Raw genomic sequence first — 16,466 nt, 5'->3', positions numbered from 1 at the left:
GCGTCCTTGAGCCTTACACCAATGCCGGTCCAGTTATGTCCCAGCAAAGTCCGACCTACGCCCTGACCATCCGCCTGCGTTATCCCGATTCGCCTGGTGCGATGGGACGGATTACGACGGCCATCGGCGAAGCCGATGGGGCGATCGGAGCGGTCGACATCGTAGGCATCGCCAACAATGCCATTTCACGTGACTTCACCGTGAATGCTACCGATGTTGATCACGGCAAGCGGATTGTTGAACATCTGCGGAAAGTGGAAGGCGTGGATGTCGTCCACGTATCGGACCGTGTGTTTTTGATGCACTTGGGCGGCAAGATCGAAGTCTTGCCGAAGACGCCGATCAAAACGCGAGACGATTTGTCGATGGCCTATACCCCTGGAGTCGCGCGAGTTTGTCGCTCAATCGCCGAGGATCCCGATGCTTCGTTCGCCCTGACCATCCGTCAAAACACCGTGGCTGTCGTCAGTGATGGGTCCGCGGTTTTGGGATTGGGCAACATTGGTCCACGAGCGGCGATGCCGGTCATGGAAGGGAAGGCGATGTTGTTTAAGGAGTTCGCCGGGGTCGATGCGTTTCCAATCTGCTTGGATACCCAAGACACTGAGCAAATCATCGAAACGGTTCGTCAACTTGCGCCGACATTTGGCGGGATCAACCTAGAAGACATCTCAGCTCCTCGCTGTATCGAGATTGAACAACGTCTCGACAAAGAGTTGGAGATCCCCGTTTTTCATGATGACCAACATGGAACCGCCATCGTGGTTCTGGCAGGTTTGATGAACGCACTGAAGCAAGTTGGCAAACAGCTCGCTGACATCCGGATTGTGATCAATGGGGCTGGTGCGGCGGGAACAGCCATTTGCAAATTGCTGATGATCTCCGGCGCAACCAATATCATCGCGTGTGATCGGAACGGTGCGTTGCATGCGGACGAACCGGAGGCGGATTCGATCAAGCAATGGCTTGCCGAAAACACGAACCCCGAAAAGGTTGCCGGACCCCTTAGCACCGCAATCGCGGGCGCCGATGTATTTATCGGTGTGTCCGCTGCGAATGTTTTGACACTGGACGACATCGCGATGATGGCAAAAGATCCGATCGTGTTTGCGTTGGCGAACCCCGATCCAGAAATTGACCCACGATTGGCAACCGAGCACGTGCGTATCATGGCGACCGGTCGAAGCGATTTCCCAAACCAGATCAACAACGTTTTGTGCTTTCCCGGATTGTTCCGCGGTGTGTTGAACGTGCGTGCTTCCACCGTCAATGACGAAATGAAGCTTGCTGCGGCCGAAGCGATCGCCGCTGTCATTCCTGAAGATGATTTACTGGATGACTACATCATCCCCAGTGTTTTCGATCGCCGCGTCGCTACCGTAGTCGCCAAAGCTGTTGCGGAAGCCGCGATCGCAACGGGCGTTGCTCGCCGTAAAACCAAATCGACCTTCGACTTAAGCTAGTTACTTGGAAAAGTATTTCAGCGGACGATATCGAGAGTGTGCGGCACGCATCACTGAACAAAAACCACCTTTTTGAGTGTTTGTCGGTGATGATTGTGCCGATATCAACGGAATAATTGACCTTTTGTTTTTTGGCGAATTTTCTATGATTCGGTCTCTGTTTCACGGATGAACGGATTTGTCGATTGATTCGATCGCCCAGCATTCGACTACTTGCACTCAAGGATGAGCCATGCGGACTCTGCTTTTATTGGGATTAGCCATCGGCGGCGCATTCATGGCCGGTTGGTTTACGATCGAGCGAGACGGCGACCGCACGCGCATCGAGATCAACAAAACTGAGATCCGCAGCGACGCTCGTCAGGCGATCGACAAGGGCCGGGACATTCTCGACAAGCGAGAGCAAGAGCAACTCGCGAATCAGCAACAGGCCGGCTACAACCCGAATGCGGGTAACTGGCCACCGCAAGCTGCACCCATGCAGAACCCTGTTCAAGGTGCTGGCTACGCAGGTCCCGCGAACTATCCACAAAACGGATATCCGCAGCAGCAGCCTCAGTACGGTCAACAGCCTCAATACGGCGACCCGAGCCAGTACGGTAGCCAACCGACCTATAATTCGAACTACCCACCACCGGCCCAAAGCCAGCAACCTGCTCCTCGATGGACCGAAATGCCACCACCGTGGCAACAACAAACCCGCTAGTGCGGTTTCCCCGATCGCTGCAGCAACAGAAGATTCCTTGCTTGCGCCACGGGTATGTCAACTGGGTTTGGTAACTCGAGCTAGTAACGCAAGCAATTATGTCGACGGCCCTCTGATGACTGACATCATGGGCTTGTCTTCTTCGTAAGTCCGCATCGCGTGTCGTGCGGCTATCCATTCTCCGCGCCAGTGCGTCTCTTTTGGGATGCTAGCCGCAATTCTTTTGACTAAGACGCGGTGCCTGAAGAGATGACGGCATCGCCCAGGTTTCAAGGGCGATGGCGACCCAGGTCAGGGAAATTGGGAATAGGCCACGTCGATTAAGATGAGTTTGTTGCGTGAATTCGCGTTTCAGCCATTCGAGTGTCATTTGGGCTATGATGGCGAGGCAAATTCGCGGGTTCCTTAGTTCCATATCTCAATCAGTCCCCATGCTTCAAACGACAAGTTGGTTTGTTCACTACCGACCGCACCAGTTAATCCTAAGTGTGGTTGTGGCCGCTTGCGTTGTTGTGTCGATGCATGACAGTGCGGTCGGTTCCGACTCTTGGCCTGAATTCCGGGGGCCGCACGGTGATGGGACCGCGTTGGAACAAACGCCACCGACTGAATTTGGTGAAGACGAAAATCAGGTTTGGAAGACGTTGCTGCCTGGCAAAGGTTGGTCTTCTCCGGTGGTTCAAGATGGTGTGATTTGGTTAACCACGGCGATCGAGCGATTGCCCAACGAAACCGAACGCCTCGAACTTTTGAAGCAAACCGACAACACGGAAAAGCAGTTCAAGCAATTGGCGATCGCGAAATCGATCGAGCTGAAGGTGCTTTCCGTCGATCTCAGTACCGGGAAGTTGCTGCAAACGATCGATCTGGCCGCGATTGAGCAACCCGATGCAATCCATTCACTTAATAGCTATGCCTCACCAACACCGGTAATCGATGGCGATCACTTGTATTGTCATTTTGGCACATTCGGGACCTTTGCGGTTAATCGAGCGAGTGGTGAAATCGCTTGGCAACGCGCGTTGCCACTGCAACATGCGGTCGGACCGGGAAGCTCGCCGTTCGTTCACGGAGATCGCTTGATCCTGATCCAGGACGGCATGGACCGGCAATATGTGGTGGCATTGGACAAAGCGACTGGAAAGACGCTTTGGGAAACCGATCGCCCTCCGATGGAAGCACCCACCGGCGATCAAAAGAAGGCGTACTGCACGCCCGTCGTCACAACGGATTCCAACGGTCGCGAGCAATTGCTTTGCATGGGATCGCAGTGGATGGTTTCGTACGATAGCGAAACCGGAGAAGAGTTTTGGCGATTGCATCACGGCAAGGGATTTTCTGTCGTGCCGCGGCCAGTGGTCTCGGGTGACGTGATTTTCTTCGCTACCGGTTTTGGTTCGTCACAGCTTTGGGCGGTGAACATTGACGGCGCTGGCGATGTGACCGATTCTCATGTTGTGTGGACGGTCAAGAAAGGTGTTCCTGCAAAGCCTTCACCACTGATTCATGATGGACTGATCTATGTGGTTGATGATAACGGGGTCGCGTCTTGTTTTGATTGTGTAGATGGAGCCCAAGTTTGGAAGAAGCGACTGGGCGGAAAGTTTTCCGCTTCGCCGATCTTGGCGGGTGGGCATCTGTATTTCGGAAATCACGAAGGTGAAGTGTTCGTGATGACGCCGGGGCAAGAAGCGAAGATCATCAAGACCAATCAGGTAGACGGTCAGATTATGGCTTCGCCCGCGGTTGTTAATGACGCGTTGATCCTGCGTACCGACGCGGCGGTTTATCGGTTCGAATCAAAGTAGTCGACGAACCGGATCGATCGATACCAGCAACTTTGTGCGGTTATCACCAGCGAAAGCTTTACCGAGGCGACACTAGCATGACTGGCATGCGGTCACCGTGGTTTCTTGCGGTAGTTGCCTAGTCCGATACGGTGCAGATGAGCCATCAAATGGGGACGGGTTTCGCACCGCTGAACTACTCGAGCAAGGTTCTTTCGCCACGTTGTGAATGCCGGTGGTGTGCCGCCTCGGTAGCATGCAGCCAGCTGTTCACTCAATGAGGTGTTCGTATCCGATTCAAGGACGGCGCAAATATCTCGATAGATCGATTCGCGATCGTTGGATAGATAGTCATCGCCTCCCCGCGCGATCATATGCCAATAGCTCAAGAAGTCACTTCGTTGTCGTGGAGGCAATTCTTGTGCGATTTCAGCGATCGACTGAGGTGTCGAGAGCGGGGTAAGCGAGTTGGACTGATCCTCCAGCGACGCAATCAGATTTCCATCGTTATCGAACAACTGTTGCCCAATCCAGAGCCAATCGAGCTTCCGTGTGGTAGCCACTAATGTCTTTCGAGCGGTAGCGTTCTCGTCAGCGAAACGTAGGACGCGTTCCGGTTCCATCGGAAGCCCGCACTGGATCATGACTTCGGTGAGACGTTCCCACCGGGTCAGTTGCTGATTGCCAGCTAGGTCTTCGACCGCCAGTTCCAAAGCATCAATTCCTTGTGATAGGTAGATGCCATGGGAAGTAGTTGGGATCGCCATGACCAAGTGCGCCAATAGACGCAGAGGTCGCGCTTCCCACTGTAAAGGGGCCCATGTGAATTGTGACCAAAGCTGGATAATCAACGGCGTGAGTTCCGAATCGATTAGTTGCTTTAGTTCAGACGCGGAATAATGTTCCAGCGGCGTTGTCGCCAACATCGCAGCATTGGCTCGTCCAATCGTTTCTTTGGTCGAACGGAGGCATTCACCGATCCAGTGTTTCAAATTTTGACGACGAATACGAAGTTCGCGGTCATCAATAGAACCCCCTTGGATCGAATTCGCATTGACGAATCTTTCCTGACATGCTGAATCGTTGTGACCTAGTAGTACCGAGCATGACTGCTTGAAGGACTCGTCGGTTGCGTGATCGTAGGCGGATTGTAAGTGCAATTGAATCGATCGAGCCCAATGGTCGCGTCGATTTTCACCCCAGGCGGTGACTTTCGACAAACGAGCCAATCGCAGTAGGATGACTTTTCCTTCATCGATTTGCGACGACCATCGTTCAGCATGTTCACGAATCCGCGGGTGTTCGGAACGCTTGATTGCAGCGTAATGCAGCAATGCCTCGAAACGTAACGGAGACGTGATCGCGGCGTCGAATCGTTCTTCGCACCATGGATGCTTCGCCGGTCCGGCAAGATCAACGGCCGCTAGATAGACCAAGAACGAGTCGCTGGTGAATTCAAACTCCTCCAAAATTGGGTTGCTCTTTTGAATGAGCCGGCTTTCCAAAAGGGTCTTCGATAAGCACTTATGGCGGTAGGCAATTTGTTCCAGTTCATCGGCAAAGAAGCGACGGCGGGGACGTGTTGCCGCGAAGAGCATTTCAGCCGCCAGTTCTGCTAACACGGCTGTGTGCTGGAGCGTGGAAGACCCTGATTCGCCATCATGTTGGGAAATCAGTTGCTGGTCCCAACGCACGAGTTGGCGAAAGATGTTGGTCTTTTGATGATGGGGGTGGTGTGGATGTTGATTGGCCAGAATGAAGGCATGCTGGATAATCCAAGACGGGTCACTGGGCAGTGCCTTTCGCTGAGCGTGCGACTGGTCCGCAAGGCGTTTGGCGGCGGCACGCTGAATTCCGAAACGCTGAACCAAAGTCTTGATCGTTAACTCTTGCGTCTCGGCACCATCTAGCTTGCAGAGCTGGAAGACGGTCGTGGATCCGTGCTGGGAAAGATCAGGCAAAACGTGATGTGGCCGCGTCGCAAGTATCGTTGACATGCGATTGGCTTCATTGACCACACGCTCTTGCACCAGTTCGCGATAGCTCATCGGAACTTGGTGCCAATCGTCCAGTAACAGCAAAATGTTCGCCGATTGATCTGCGTGTTGGCGAAGCTGGTCTGCTGAGTCTCGGCAGTCGAGCGAAGAGGCTCCGAGGCTTAGAAAAAAGTATTCTAGTAGCGAGCAAGAGGGGCGTTTCGCTACCTCGCCCGCGTAGTCGGCAAGATTGACGGCGATCGGTAGTTGATAGTCCGCAAACTTTTGATTGATGGTTTGGGAAGCTAACCAACGTAAAGCAGAGGTTTTGCCGCTTCCAGTTTCCCCTAGCAGGATGACCCGAAATTCAGGCTGTTCGAGCAGACTCTCCAGGGGTATTGTTTCGCGAGAGTGATCACCGAATAGGCTGGTGATTGTCGACGCCTGTTCAGTGGATGGGTCTGCTTGTGAAATCCGACCCTGGATGGGTGAAATTTTGCGGTGAAAGAAAGCCGGTGTGATTGCTTGAGCAAAATCACCGGGCACAGCCGCATTAAGATGAGTCCAGCCCTTCTCGCTAGCGAGTATACTGACCCAAAGTTCCATACCTGGGACGTGCTGAAGTATTGGTTGCCCCCCCTCCTGGGATTCCATTTTCATTTACTCCGACCGCATTTTGGCTCAAGGCAAGGCGACACTGCAGCGATGCGATTTGCGCACATTGCTAGTCAAAAGACGAGCGTTGATCAAACGAAAAAACCTGGCCGGTGGTTTGCGATGGTGCCCCTTAGATTTCCATTGCCCACTACAGCCAACGGTCACCAAAGCATCGCATCCCATCCGACCAGGCAAGCAAGATTAGCCATTCGTTTAAGATCTTGTGCGCAAATGATGCGCAAAACAGTTCATTTGTTAGAAGTTCGTTGTAGAGGTTAGATCAATATGCCACGCGGAAGCTACAAGGTACGCGCAAAACGCAAGCAACTTGGCCTGTCTCAGGTTCATCTTGCGGCGCGGGCTGATTTGGCTGTTCGCACGATTCAGTTTGTCGAGGGTGGAAAAGAACAGGTAACGTTGCAGACGATCAAACGAATCGCCAGCGTGCTTGAGCTCGATGTTGAGGAAGCGATTTGTGATGACGATGCGATAAAGAACGATCGTTTTGACTCACTTCCCTGGTCGCTTTCCAAATTTATCCAACAGCGTGTTGTACCTGGGGCTGAATCGATTTGTGATAGTCGAGAGCAAGCGATAGCGGTGATTCGTGAGATGCGAGAGAGCTGGAAAGTGCATCTCGATGGAACGCAGTCCTACGACAAGCAAAACGTGTTTGGGGCCGCTGAAGAATTACTTAGTGACGCGATGGAGGATTATCTCGATCGGTACTTAGAGATATGGAACCGGTTGCCGTCAGCTATTCAAATGGCCACTGAAGGTGACACGATTTACGGAGCCAGTGTGGTTCTACCCGTCACCGACGATGCTTTTGAGCGACTCCAGAACGGTGAAATTACGTTCATGGATATAAGGGCCGAGGATATCGTGGACCAAAGCCAGAACATCGTGCTGGATTCAGTGGTCGAGTTCACCGGGACAGGGAACCCCGCTTGGCATAAAGTCAGCGCCCAATTGTCATACGTTGTTCTATGCCAAATTGCGTCGCATTCGATTTCGCCGGTGGCCGATACGTTCCGGATGGTGTCCTTTGGCGCAAGCCCGCTGAATATGAAACGCTTGCTGTCGTCCGGCTTCCAGACAACGGGGTGCGTGATGCCAACGTACAACTATCCATTGTGTACGTTTTCCGTTCAGGAACAGCTTCCGACAAACGAATACATCACTTCATCCACGACGGCGCACTTCGCCCACTTAGTGAAGTCTTATTCACTATCCCGGCTTGCCGGGCGAAGCCGTCGGCGAGTGATCACGAATACGCTTTCGCTGTTGAAGAACCTGACACTTTCAGCGCGATACTCCGGACAGACGCCGCGGGCTGGCCGTTTGTCCCAATTGACGCAGCGGCTATCGGGGTGGCCCGTGCTGTCCGCCCCAGGTGCTTCTTCGGAAGCGGGGTCTGAGCCAACTTCAGGAGAGTTGTTGGCTTCCGAGGTTGCGGCGAGTGGTCCTCACTCCAAATCGGCTTTGTCATCAACGAACCGCCAAACTGTTCGTGGAATTGATGGAAAGGAACCTCGTTTGCGTCCCTTTTCTGAATCCCTTCACGAAGCTGGATAAAGATTTGGTTGTCTCGATAACGCAGATAACCCGTCCGGCGTATCCAACTATGAACGGACCATTGCTCGAGCAAACGAATGACGTTTGGCGAGGTGCGATTCTTGCGATTTTGAATCTTCCAGATCCCATCAGTACACTCGGCTTGATCACCTGTACACAAGCTTTGATCTTGCCGCGATAGGATCAGCTCTCCATCACGACGACGGATCGTTGCCTGCACATCTTGAGCGACCAAGCGATACTGTGGCAAACCAGATTGAAACCGCTGGGTCGCTGCAAAACAGGTATGCCCGATTTCGGCGACCCCAAAGCATTGCAGAACGTCAAAATCGATTCCTCGTCGATTCAGCAGCGTTCGAAGAGTAGCTTCCAGGCTTTGAGGGAAGTAGTAGCCACCACACGCCAGCAAGATCTTCTCAGGGATTTCTAAGTCGTTCGCCAGCATCTTGAGAACCAGCTCGGCGGCAGCAAGTGGTTGCGCCGCGAACACGACCGAGCGATGCAGATTCGCGGCCAGTCTCATCGCTCGTATGAAGGCGGGTGGATGCAGGTACGTATCGACAAACGGTAGCGTCCCTTGCAGCCCAAGTGCCGCAGGATACGCACTGACCAAAAGCGAATTCGCATTGAGATACTTCTGCAGATCGGGGAAAACCTGAAGTAGCTCAAGCAAACGGCTTTGGTCACCACCCCCAAGAACTCGGAAGCCGCGAGGGTCCAACGATGTGGAACCGGCGGCGTAAGATAGTTGATGGTTACCGATGTCCGCGATCTCCGCTTCGCAGCCGATCATCGACGATACCCATAAAGAACCTCAAAAGGTGGCTCGCAAACTAGGTTTTGCAGCAAACCTTCGGTGACCAACGTGCCTTTAACGTCCCAGGCATGAATGTCAAACCACTCGCTCATGAACTTCATCAAAAAGAACGGTTGCCAGACGCGAGTTTGAATCCAGTTGCCATCGAATGAAAAGACACCTTCGGTAGATTCAGGACGTTCATGAGTCCAAGCTTGACGCCACTGGAAGTCACGACGCGCAATTTCCTGAATTCGCTGTGTGGTGAACGAACTACCCGGGACGACGAACGCAATTCCGCCGCCACGCTTCAGTAGTCGAGCTACCTTGTCGATCGCCTTTTCTAGTTCTTCAATCGTCAAGACATGGTTGAGATACCAAGCTGAACTGATGATATCGAAGGATTGTTCAGGAGCTTGAAACTCGTTGAACGGCGTGCAGATGTAATTCGTATCAGCATGCTTGTTCTGTTGTTTGGCAATGTCGATCAAGTCCTCTGAACTGTCGACTCCCACGATGGACTTAGCAAACGGTTCAAGGATGCAAGTGGATTCGCCGTGACCACAGGCGATGTCCAAGGCGCAATCCGCTTGATCGGAAAGAAGACTTTCCAACGCCAATCGGTGACATCGGTGAACAGCATCGTAGTACTCTCGCACTTGGTTCACCTCGGACTTGTAACGATCATAGTTCTTCCAGCGGTAGACAGTCATTGAAAGACTCTTTCCATAGATGGGATAAAAGGGGTGAAGACGAATGATGACCAAGCAGCTTTCCTAGAACTCTGCTCGAATACACGCACACCGGAATTCGGTGGAGTGGCTAAAGTGATGTCGCGAGATGAGTTTCAGTTGCCCCAATCAGAGGCTCGAAGGCTGATGAAGGAAGACACGCGGCGACCCAGTCGTGACAGTCAATCGGTGTATCTACTTCGGCAAACAAGTCAACGAAGCAGGTGTCTGTTCGGGGATCCGCTCTCATCGACATGCAAACGCTATCGGTTCCCAGCATGGGGTGAATGAACTGCGAGTTCTTGATGATCTCGAACCCCATTCTTTCGTAGAAACGAACCAAGAGGGTTTCGGCATTAATGACGACGACACGAGTGCCATTGGAAAGTTGGTCTCGCCAGGCTTCACGAAGCATCAGGCGAAGCGTGCGAAGTGTGGAATGCATGCCGCTGTTGATACGGAACTTGCAAGGGGATGCGAGTAGATGGCGGTAGCGTTGGATTGCGTTGCCGGGGTAGCACTCTTCGCAATCAATCACGCCTTCAGCGGCCCGGGTAACGGTCATCGTCCCGACGGCAACTTCTTGGACATAAAGCCCGTAGTGGTAGCTATAACGATCGAATGTGAATTCGTTGGCGGTCGATGCCGATCCGCTACGCAACTGTCGCAGTTGTGCAAACACGTCGTTATCAGTCCCAAAAACTCGGACGATTTTTAGATCTTGCGACGCGTCATATCGAAGTGTTTTGATGTGCGAACGGGAATCTTCAACTGCGGCACAAACTGGCATGATGGTGGAACGCTCTCTCGCCACGGTGCTGGCGAACTGGGGTGACATCGTTTGAAAACTCGTCTACCCATTGGCGTCGTGACGTCACGGGACATGCTCGTGACACAGGTTTGTCCCACCGATTTGCGGATGTTTCGTACCTAAATCCACGCTACTGGTGCTCTTTGCCGCCAATCCCCTTCGTGTATTTTTGTTGCATTTTTCGGCAGCTGTCCTGATGTTGTCTCGTTCACGCCAAAGTGGAGGCGATTTGCGAAGCCGAATCTGACGATCACGGATATCTCGGCGTGGGTTTCTTGAAATTTGCTGCGGAGAATGTTGCAGTCTCCTGTTCCTGACCGGGACGCACTTGCCAAACCTCCGCCCGCTCGAATGCCAGAATGAAATACGGGTAAGAGTTTCAGTTTCAAAAGCGGATGAAAGTGCATTTACAAGAGACTGCACCGAGAACAAATTGTCTTATAAACCTCGTTCGATCAATGAACTTGTTGCGATGTCGTTCATGTGTATGTACACTCGCCCCCGGGTGGTTGCAGGGTAGCGTCAGCATGGTATCCGCAAGCAATTGTCGCAGTGTTTCGGCCCATGTACCTGTTTCATGTAACCGGCATTGCTTATTTGGTTGATTAACGTTGGAAGTGCAATTGCGAGTATCAATGAAGATTACGGGAATTGTTTTAGGGTTACTTTGGATCTTCATTGATCCTGTTACGGGGTACACTCAAGAGCTGCTGCAGTGGTCAGATGTGACGGGGAAGTTCAACACACAAGCCGAACTCGTAAGGCTGGTCGACGATCAAGTAGAGCTCCGGATTCCAGCAAATGGTCGCCAATTGACAGTGCCTGTGGCGCGACTATCGAAGGCTTCACAGGATCAGGCTCATCGCGTGTGGTACGATCGGCAAGATGCTCGCCAATTTGGAATCGTCAGAGACCATTTTGGCTCTTTGTTTGATCGCCCCGAGGCAGTTAGTCAGCTATTGATTGAAGTTCACAACGCAATTCCAGAAAGCCCATATGCGGGAATTTGGGCCGCAGTGGGAAAGAGTGCTGGGACGAACGATTATCGCCAAGCCCGGGTAATCTTGGACGAGGTAATACGACGTATTGAGAAGCAACGTGAGCTTGAACCAAATCGCCACTCAGTCACGTTGGCATCGGCTTACAACAATTTGGCAATTTGCTACATCAAGTCACACAAGGGTGACAACGCGGCGGCTCGATTAAAAGACGCGATGGAATCAGTACGGCTAATTCCCCCAGTTGTCCGCCATAACGCCGAGCTAGTTGCCGAGATTGGGACAAGTCAATTTGTTCCTGTCAGTGTGTCCACGGGAACACGACAAGATCTGTTGCGGACGATGGCACTAAGCCAGAACTCCAATGTGCAAACCCAGTTTGGAAAAGGTTGGCACTACGCGTTGGATTTTAATATTCCTGGTGATACGCCGGGGGCAAGTATGGCAATTCAGGGATTGACCCCGCCGCGAGATGATGTCGAACTTCAGTCGATCGGTAGCGGGTTCGTAGTGGCCCCCGGGGTTGTCGTTACTTCAAGGCCCGTCATTGAAACGACCGATTACGCTGGTCCGAAACTAGTGACGGTCGGAACGGGTGACGAGTCCAATTTTAACTCCTCTGACGTTTCGCGGGTCTATGTCACTTCCTCTCGTCGGCGGTCGACTAGTTCGCAGGCATGGGGTTCCTTTTCACCAACTGGTCCAGTTCGAGGTGCTGTCGGTTGGACGACTTTTACGTACGTTCATCCGGACGAGGGTTCGACCGATGCCGAGATAGCTGCATTAGAGGTGCCTGGTTTAGAGGCGCGGTCGCTTGTGTTAACCGAAACCACTGCGACTCATATGAGCGATATCAGTTTATATGGATATCGACGGGGAGCTGGGTTGGTATCTGGAGGAGTGACTACAGAGACGGGCGTTGTTTTAAGCGAACCAGATTCCAGAGGCCGACAAACATGCTCGTGTCGTGTTCGAGGTGGGAATCGTGGTGGTCCCTTGGTGAACGCAGATAGCGAAGCGATTGGTTTGGCGTTTGACACGTCCGATCCAATGGACGATCAAAGTAGCTTGTTCTTTTCTGCTCCGGCAATACGTGGTTGGTTCTATAAACACGTGCAAACCAGTTCGCCAGCAATGCGGGGTGACAAGAACATTGCAACAGCGTTGTCTATTGCAGAAACCGTGCTGCCCATCTTTGTATGGGGGGCCAAGCAACCGACCCAAACGCAACTATTCAGCGAAGTTGCCAATGTTTCTGCACCCGGTGCGGGAATGACGCTCAGTGATCATTGGTGTATTGGTTGTCAAGGAAAGGGTGTTCTCGACTGTACAAATCGAAAATGCTCAAAGGGACGGGTTCCGGTTAAGAAGCAAGTCCAGGTGGGCGTGAATCTGAATGGGCAACCAATCATGACCTGGAAGACATTCCCAGAGAGATGTGCGACGTGTAGTGGCGCTGGCGGTCGGTCGTGCCCCCACTGTAGAAACGGTCGTTGGTTGCAAGGATCCAACTGACCAAGTCTCCGATATCCACCTCTTCGATATCCGCAAGGTCGGTTACGTTTGGAATCACTGGAAACTATGGCCTTGAGCCTAGTTTCTAGTGTTGTGGTGTTTTTCAAAGAGATGATGCCAATTCGGATAGGGCTTAATAACTAGTGGCAACTTTTGGATCGGCCCTGACGGATTACTAATGGCGGGCTTCCGAAGTAGCCTGGGTTTTTGGGATTCGTCGGTTAAGCTGGCTCGGAGGCTAAGCATGCATTATTGAACAGCCAACGGAAGGCTGTTGTCGGGATCTGTGCGTGGTTGGATCTTGTCATCAAACCGGTTGGACTGTCCGTACATGTACTATCGATTCACACAAATACTGTTGTTTCCAACTCTTGGAGCGGTATTGGTTGGTTTACTAGCGGTTGGCGAGCAGTATTCCGATGAGCCTAGTCAGGCGACCACTGCGGAAATCCCTCGGCCAGATGACCTTGCTGGAGAGGTTCAACGTGTCGAAGTGACCATGTCGGAAATGCTCGCGTTGGCCGAGTCGGCGTTGCAAGCGACCATTCGCGATGTGGATGATTACACCGCTCGAATGATCAAACAGGAACAGGATCGTGGTGGGGTGTTACAGCCGCAATCGGAGTCGTTCATCAAAGTGGCAACTCGGCATCCTGGCGGCAAACCTGGGGCGCCCATGAAGGTTTACATGCGTTTTGATTCACCAGAGGACGTCAAAGGACGAGAGGTAATTTGGGTCGAGAACGAAAATGACGGCAAGTTATTGGTTCGCGAGGCCGGTATGATCGGCAGCATGATGACAGTGCCGCTTGAGCCGGATAGCTTTTTGGCGATGCGTGGGCAACGGTATCCAATCACCGAATTGGGACTGACCCGATTGTTGGAGAAGCTCATCGAACGAGGCAGCGTCGATCGCGATGATCCAGACGTGCAGGTGTTCAAAACAGAAGGTTATCTGTTCGATGGACGCGAACTCACTTTATTGCAGATCGAACGAGCAAAACCGAGCCACCGGGAGGGCGATTTTTCGCTTGCCGAACTGGTGCTGGATCAGCAAAGAAACTTGGTGGTCCGTTTCCGTAGTTTTGGCTGGCCCGAAAACGAGTCTGAACCGCCACCGATCATTGAGTCGTATCAATATCTGGACTTGCAAATCAACGTTGGACTAACGGACCAAGATTTTCAAACCACCAATCCGGAATACACATTCGCTCAATAGCAAGAATGGTGGATGGGAATATAAGCAAGTTCGCATCCTCTAACGCTTACGCCCCGTTTCGACAAACAGGATGTGAACAAACACCTGTCAATTGGCTTGCTCTTTGAGTTGCAAGAATCGCTTTCTCATTTCGGCCAATTTCACCGCATACTCGGGATTGCTGGCGAGATCCTGTTCCTCGATCGGGTCGTCTGTTAAATCGAATAGTTGTTCGCGGTCAAACTCCGGCCAGGACATGTTTTTCCAATCCTTGCGAACGAGTGCTTCGGACGCTGGGATAAAATCGGTGGTCTTCAGCATGGGGTGTTCATAGAAGAACTCGTCACGCCACTGTGTTTTTTCTTCGGCGAGATAGAGCGGACTGATATCGCGACCCTGTATGGTTTTGGGAGCATCGATCTTTGCCGCTGCCAAGATGGTTGGCGCGAGATCCACGTTCAACGTGAACTCATCGTTGGTTTGGCCGCTGATGTTCTTGGGCATCCGTGGGTCGCGCACGATCGGCGGAACACGGATACTCTCTTGATGCGGGTACCACTTGTCCGCCAACCCACGTTCGGCGTGGTAGTAGCCATTGTCGGTCGTGAAGATGACCAGAGTGTTTTCATCGAGTCCCTGCTCTTTCAGTTCAGCAAGAATGCGACCGCAAGTCGTGTCAACTTCCGTGGCCAAGCGATAATAGTTCTTCATCATCGTTTGATACTTATGTGGCGTATCAAAATGCCAGTGCCAATGGTTGCGTCCTTCGTTCTTTTCATTCCCCACGAACTCCAGTAATCACTCGAACGATTCTTGAGTCGCGTTCGCCGGGACGGGCACCGTGACATCTTGATAGAGTTCCATGCTTTCAGGTTGCGGCAGGAACTGCAGCGGGTTGTGGTGCTCCGCGTGCGTGGCAAAAAACGCAATAGTCAAACAGAACGGTTTGTCATCGGGGCGAGTCTTCAGGAATTCCAGGGCGTCGTTTTCGTTCTTCTGCGTGACATGAATCTTTGTTCCATCAGGTTGCTCGATCCAATGGGTTCCCGCGTACGCGCGGTTGAAATCAAAACGCTGTGACGGAATCCTGCCGTTGTGCCACTTGCCGATATGGCCGACGTGTATCCATGATCACGCAACAAACCAGGGTACGTTTCTTCCCAAGGCGTCAGGTGATTGGCGGAATTACCGGGACGCGGGAAGATGGTTTCAGCGTGGTTGGCGGTGTGAACGTCAGTTCCGTGAGGTTTCGATTTTGCACGGATCGAGATGGTGGTCGTTTCAAGTGATGAGCAACCGAACGATACCTTGCGGCACTCTCAACGCTTGAGCATCAGCGTAGAGAGTGCATGCCACGCACCGCGCGAGTTCACTCGGCCAGTTCTTTGACTTGGATATTTTTGAACAGGATCGTACCCGCTTTGCCTTTATGGACCTGCAGTGCAAAGAAGCCGTCGGCATAGGTGCCGTCACCAACCCAGTGCGCACATGGCACGCCGTTGAGCCACGTTTTGACCACGTCGTCTTTTGCGGAAATCGTCACACGATTCCAACCCGTGGCATCTTCGGCCGCTCGAGCTTCCTTATGTTCCTTCAACCACAGGGGATAGAAATACCCGCCGCAGCTTTGTCCATAGATGCCCCCGGACCAGTGACGCCCTTTCTTGCCCTGTCCTTCGATTTCGACTTGAGGTCCGTACACAATCTCGGACGTCGCCGCGTCTGTTTTTCCCGGTTTCGTTTTCGAGCGAAATTGAACGCCCGTGTTGCCATCGACTTCCATCTTCAGGTCGCAAGTAAAGATGAAGTTCTTGTAGTCCGATTTTTCAGTGCACAGATACGTGCTATTGGATCCCCGCACGCACGTTCCAATGATCAGCCCATCTTTGACTTCAAATGTGCAGGTTCCACCTTTGGCAATCCACCCAGTCAAATCGGTGCCGTTGAATAGAGGTGTGAAACCTTCTGATAAATCGGGCTCGTCGTCGGTGTTGAGCAACATCTCCTCGGGTTTGGGCGCGTTTGGCTGTTTGGAATACGGTTTCGACCATTCTTGCTGTTGTGGATCTAGCTCCTGGCCAACTGCATCGGCACTCATGCAAGCCAACCAAACCAGTGTTACTGGAATCAATAGTCGGATACTCATCGCGTTTAGTCTCGATGTCAGTTTCATCTTCGTTCCTTAGTTGTAGTAAACTTGAAAGGCATTGTTTGGATCTTTCACTCGCCACCTGGTTTGCAATCTATAGA

The 16,466-nt window shown here is 52.4% G+C and carries 10 protein-coding genes and 1 pseudogene; 6 read left to right on the top strand and 5 right to left on the bottom strand.

Annotation, left to right across the window (positions count from 1 at the left end):
• Positions 1-35 precede the first annotated feature (35 nt).
• The 3 genes from ACR3ZL_RS00835 to ACR3ZL_RS00825 all read left to right on the top strand — a co-directional run bounded on the left by ACR3ZL_RS00835 (position 36) and on the right by ACR3ZL_RS00825 (position 3,977).
• Positions 36-1,463, top strand: a complete 1,428-nt coding sequence (locus tag ACR3ZL_RS00835) for a malic enzyme-like NAD(P)-binding protein (protein ID WP_473649777.1) — start codon at positions 36-38, stop codon at positions 1,461-1,463.
• Positions 1,464-1,695: 232 nt separating this feature from the next.
• On the top strand, positions 1,696-2,169 hold the full coding sequence (locus ACR3ZL_RS00830; RefSeq protein ID WP_473649778.1) for a hypothetical protein: 474 nt from the start codon (positions 1,696-1,698) through the stop codon (positions 2,167-2,169).
• Positions 2,170-2,687: 518 nt separating this feature from the next.
• Positions 2,688-3,977, top strand: a complete 1,290-nt coding sequence (locus ACR3ZL_RS00825) for a PQQ-binding-like beta-propeller repeat protein (protein WP_473653439.1) — start codon at positions 2,688-2,690, stop codon at positions 3,975-3,977.
• Positions 3,978-4,069: 92 nt separating this feature from the next.
• Here ACR3ZL_RS00825 and ACR3ZL_RS00820 read toward each other — a convergent pair whose 3' ends face one another.
• Positions 4,070-6,592, bottom strand: a complete 2,523-nt coding sequence (locus ACR3ZL_RS00820) for an NACHT domain-containing protein (protein ID WP_473649779.1) — start codon at positions 6,590-6,592, stop codon at positions 4,070-4,072.
• Between the two features lie 282 nt (positions 6,593-6,874).
• On the opposite strand from ACR3ZL_RS00820, the gene ACR3ZL_RS00815 reads away from it, so the two are divergent.
• Entirely contained in the window at positions 6,875-8,167 is a 1,293-nt protein-coding gene (locus tag ACR3ZL_RS00815) for a helix-turn-helix domain-containing protein (protein WP_486173140.1), read from the top strand.
• Positions 8,168-8,956: 789 nt separating this feature from the next.
• On the opposite strand, the gene ACR3ZL_RS00810 is transcribed toward ACR3ZL_RS00815, so the two are convergent.
• Complete coding sequence (locus tag ACR3ZL_RS00810) at positions 8,957-9,676, bottom strand: class I SAM-dependent DNA methyltransferase (RefSeq protein WP_473649781.1); 720 nt, start codon at positions 9,674-9,676, stop codon at positions 8,957-8,959.
• A 109-nt stretch (positions 9,677-9,785) separates the two neighbouring features.
• Complete coding sequence (locus ACR3ZL_RS00805) at positions 9,786-10,532, bottom strand: N-acyl amino acid synthase FeeM domain-containing protein (protein WP_473649782.1); 747 nt, start codon at positions 10,530-10,532, stop codon at positions 9,786-9,788.
• A 608-nt stretch (positions 10,533-11,140) separates the two neighbouring features.
• On the opposite strand from ACR3ZL_RS00805, the gene ACR3ZL_RS00800 reads away from it, so the two are divergent.
• On the top strand, positions 11,141-13,018 hold the full coding sequence (locus ACR3ZL_RS00800; RefSeq protein ID WP_473649783.1) for a trypsin-like peptidase domain-containing protein: 1,878 nt from the start codon (positions 11,141-11,143) through the stop codon (positions 13,016-13,018).
• A gap of 358 nt (positions 13,019-13,376) precedes the next feature.
• Positions 13,377-14,237, top strand: a complete 861-nt coding sequence (locus ACR3ZL_RS00795) for a DUF1571 domain-containing protein (protein WP_473649784.1) — start codon at positions 13,377-13,379, stop codon at positions 14,235-14,237.
• A gap of 87 nt (positions 14,238-14,324) precedes the next feature.
• Here the strand turns inward: ACR3ZL_RS00795 and ACR3ZL_RS00790 are convergent.
• Positions 14,325-15,385, bottom strand: a pseudogene (locus tag ACR3ZL_RS00790) (sulfatase-like hydrolase/transferase); the annotation flags it as partial.
• Positions 15,386-15,585: 200 nt separating this feature from the next.
• Positions 15,586-16,362 (bottom strand): 3-keto-disaccharide hydrolase, encoded by a 777-nt coding sequence (locus ACR3ZL_RS00785; RefSeq protein ID WP_473649785.1) that lies wholly within the window; start codon positions 16,360-16,362, stop codon positions 15,586-15,588.
• Positions 16,363-16,466 lie beyond the last annotated feature (104 nt).

It is taken from the genome of Rhodopirellula sp. J20-39 (assembly GCF_057365095.1).
The sequence above is the reverse complement of the archived record's forward strand: the minus strand, read 5'-3'. Positions and strand labels throughout refer to the sequence as shown.

What these genes read in the sequence shown, in the direction of transcription:
- ACR3ZL_RS00835 (WP_473649777.1), top strand. Translation starts at nt 36, where the DNA reads ATGTCCCAGCAAAGTCCGACCTACGCCCTGACCATCCGCCTGCGTTAT.
- ACR3ZL_RS00830 (WP_473649778.1), top strand. Translation starts at nt 1,696, where the DNA reads ATGCGGACTCTGCTTTTATTGGGATTAGCCATCGGCGGCGCATTCATG.
- ACR3ZL_RS00825 (WP_473653439.1), top strand. Translation starts at nt 2,688, where the DNA reads ATGCATGACAGTGCGGTCGGTTCCGACTCTTGGCCTGAATTCCGGGGG.
- ACR3ZL_RS00820 (WP_473649779.1), bottom strand. Translation starts at nt 6,592, where the DNA reads ATGAAAATGGAATCCCAGGAGGGGGGGCAACCAATACTTCAGCACGTC.
- ACR3ZL_RS00815 (WP_486173140.1), top strand. Translation starts at nt 6,875, where the DNA reads ATGCCACGCGGAAGCTACAAGGTACGCGCAAAACGCAAGCAACTTGGC.
- ACR3ZL_RS00810 (WP_473649781.1), bottom strand. Translation starts at nt 9,676, where the DNA reads ATGACTGTCTACCGCTGGAAGAACTATGATCGTTACAAGTCCGAGGTG.
- ACR3ZL_RS00805 (WP_473649782.1), bottom strand. Translation starts at nt 10,532, where the DNA reads ATGTCACCCCAGTTCGCCAGCACCGTGGCGAGAGAGCGTTCCACCATC.
- ACR3ZL_RS00800 (WP_473649783.1), top strand. Translation starts at nt 11,141, where the DNA reads ATGAAGATTACGGGAATTGTTTTAGGGTTACTTTGGATCTTCATTGAT.
- ACR3ZL_RS00785 (WP_473649785.1), bottom strand. Translation starts at nt 16,362, where the DNA reads ATGAGTATCCGACTATTGATTCCAGTAACACTGGTTTGGTTGGCTTGC.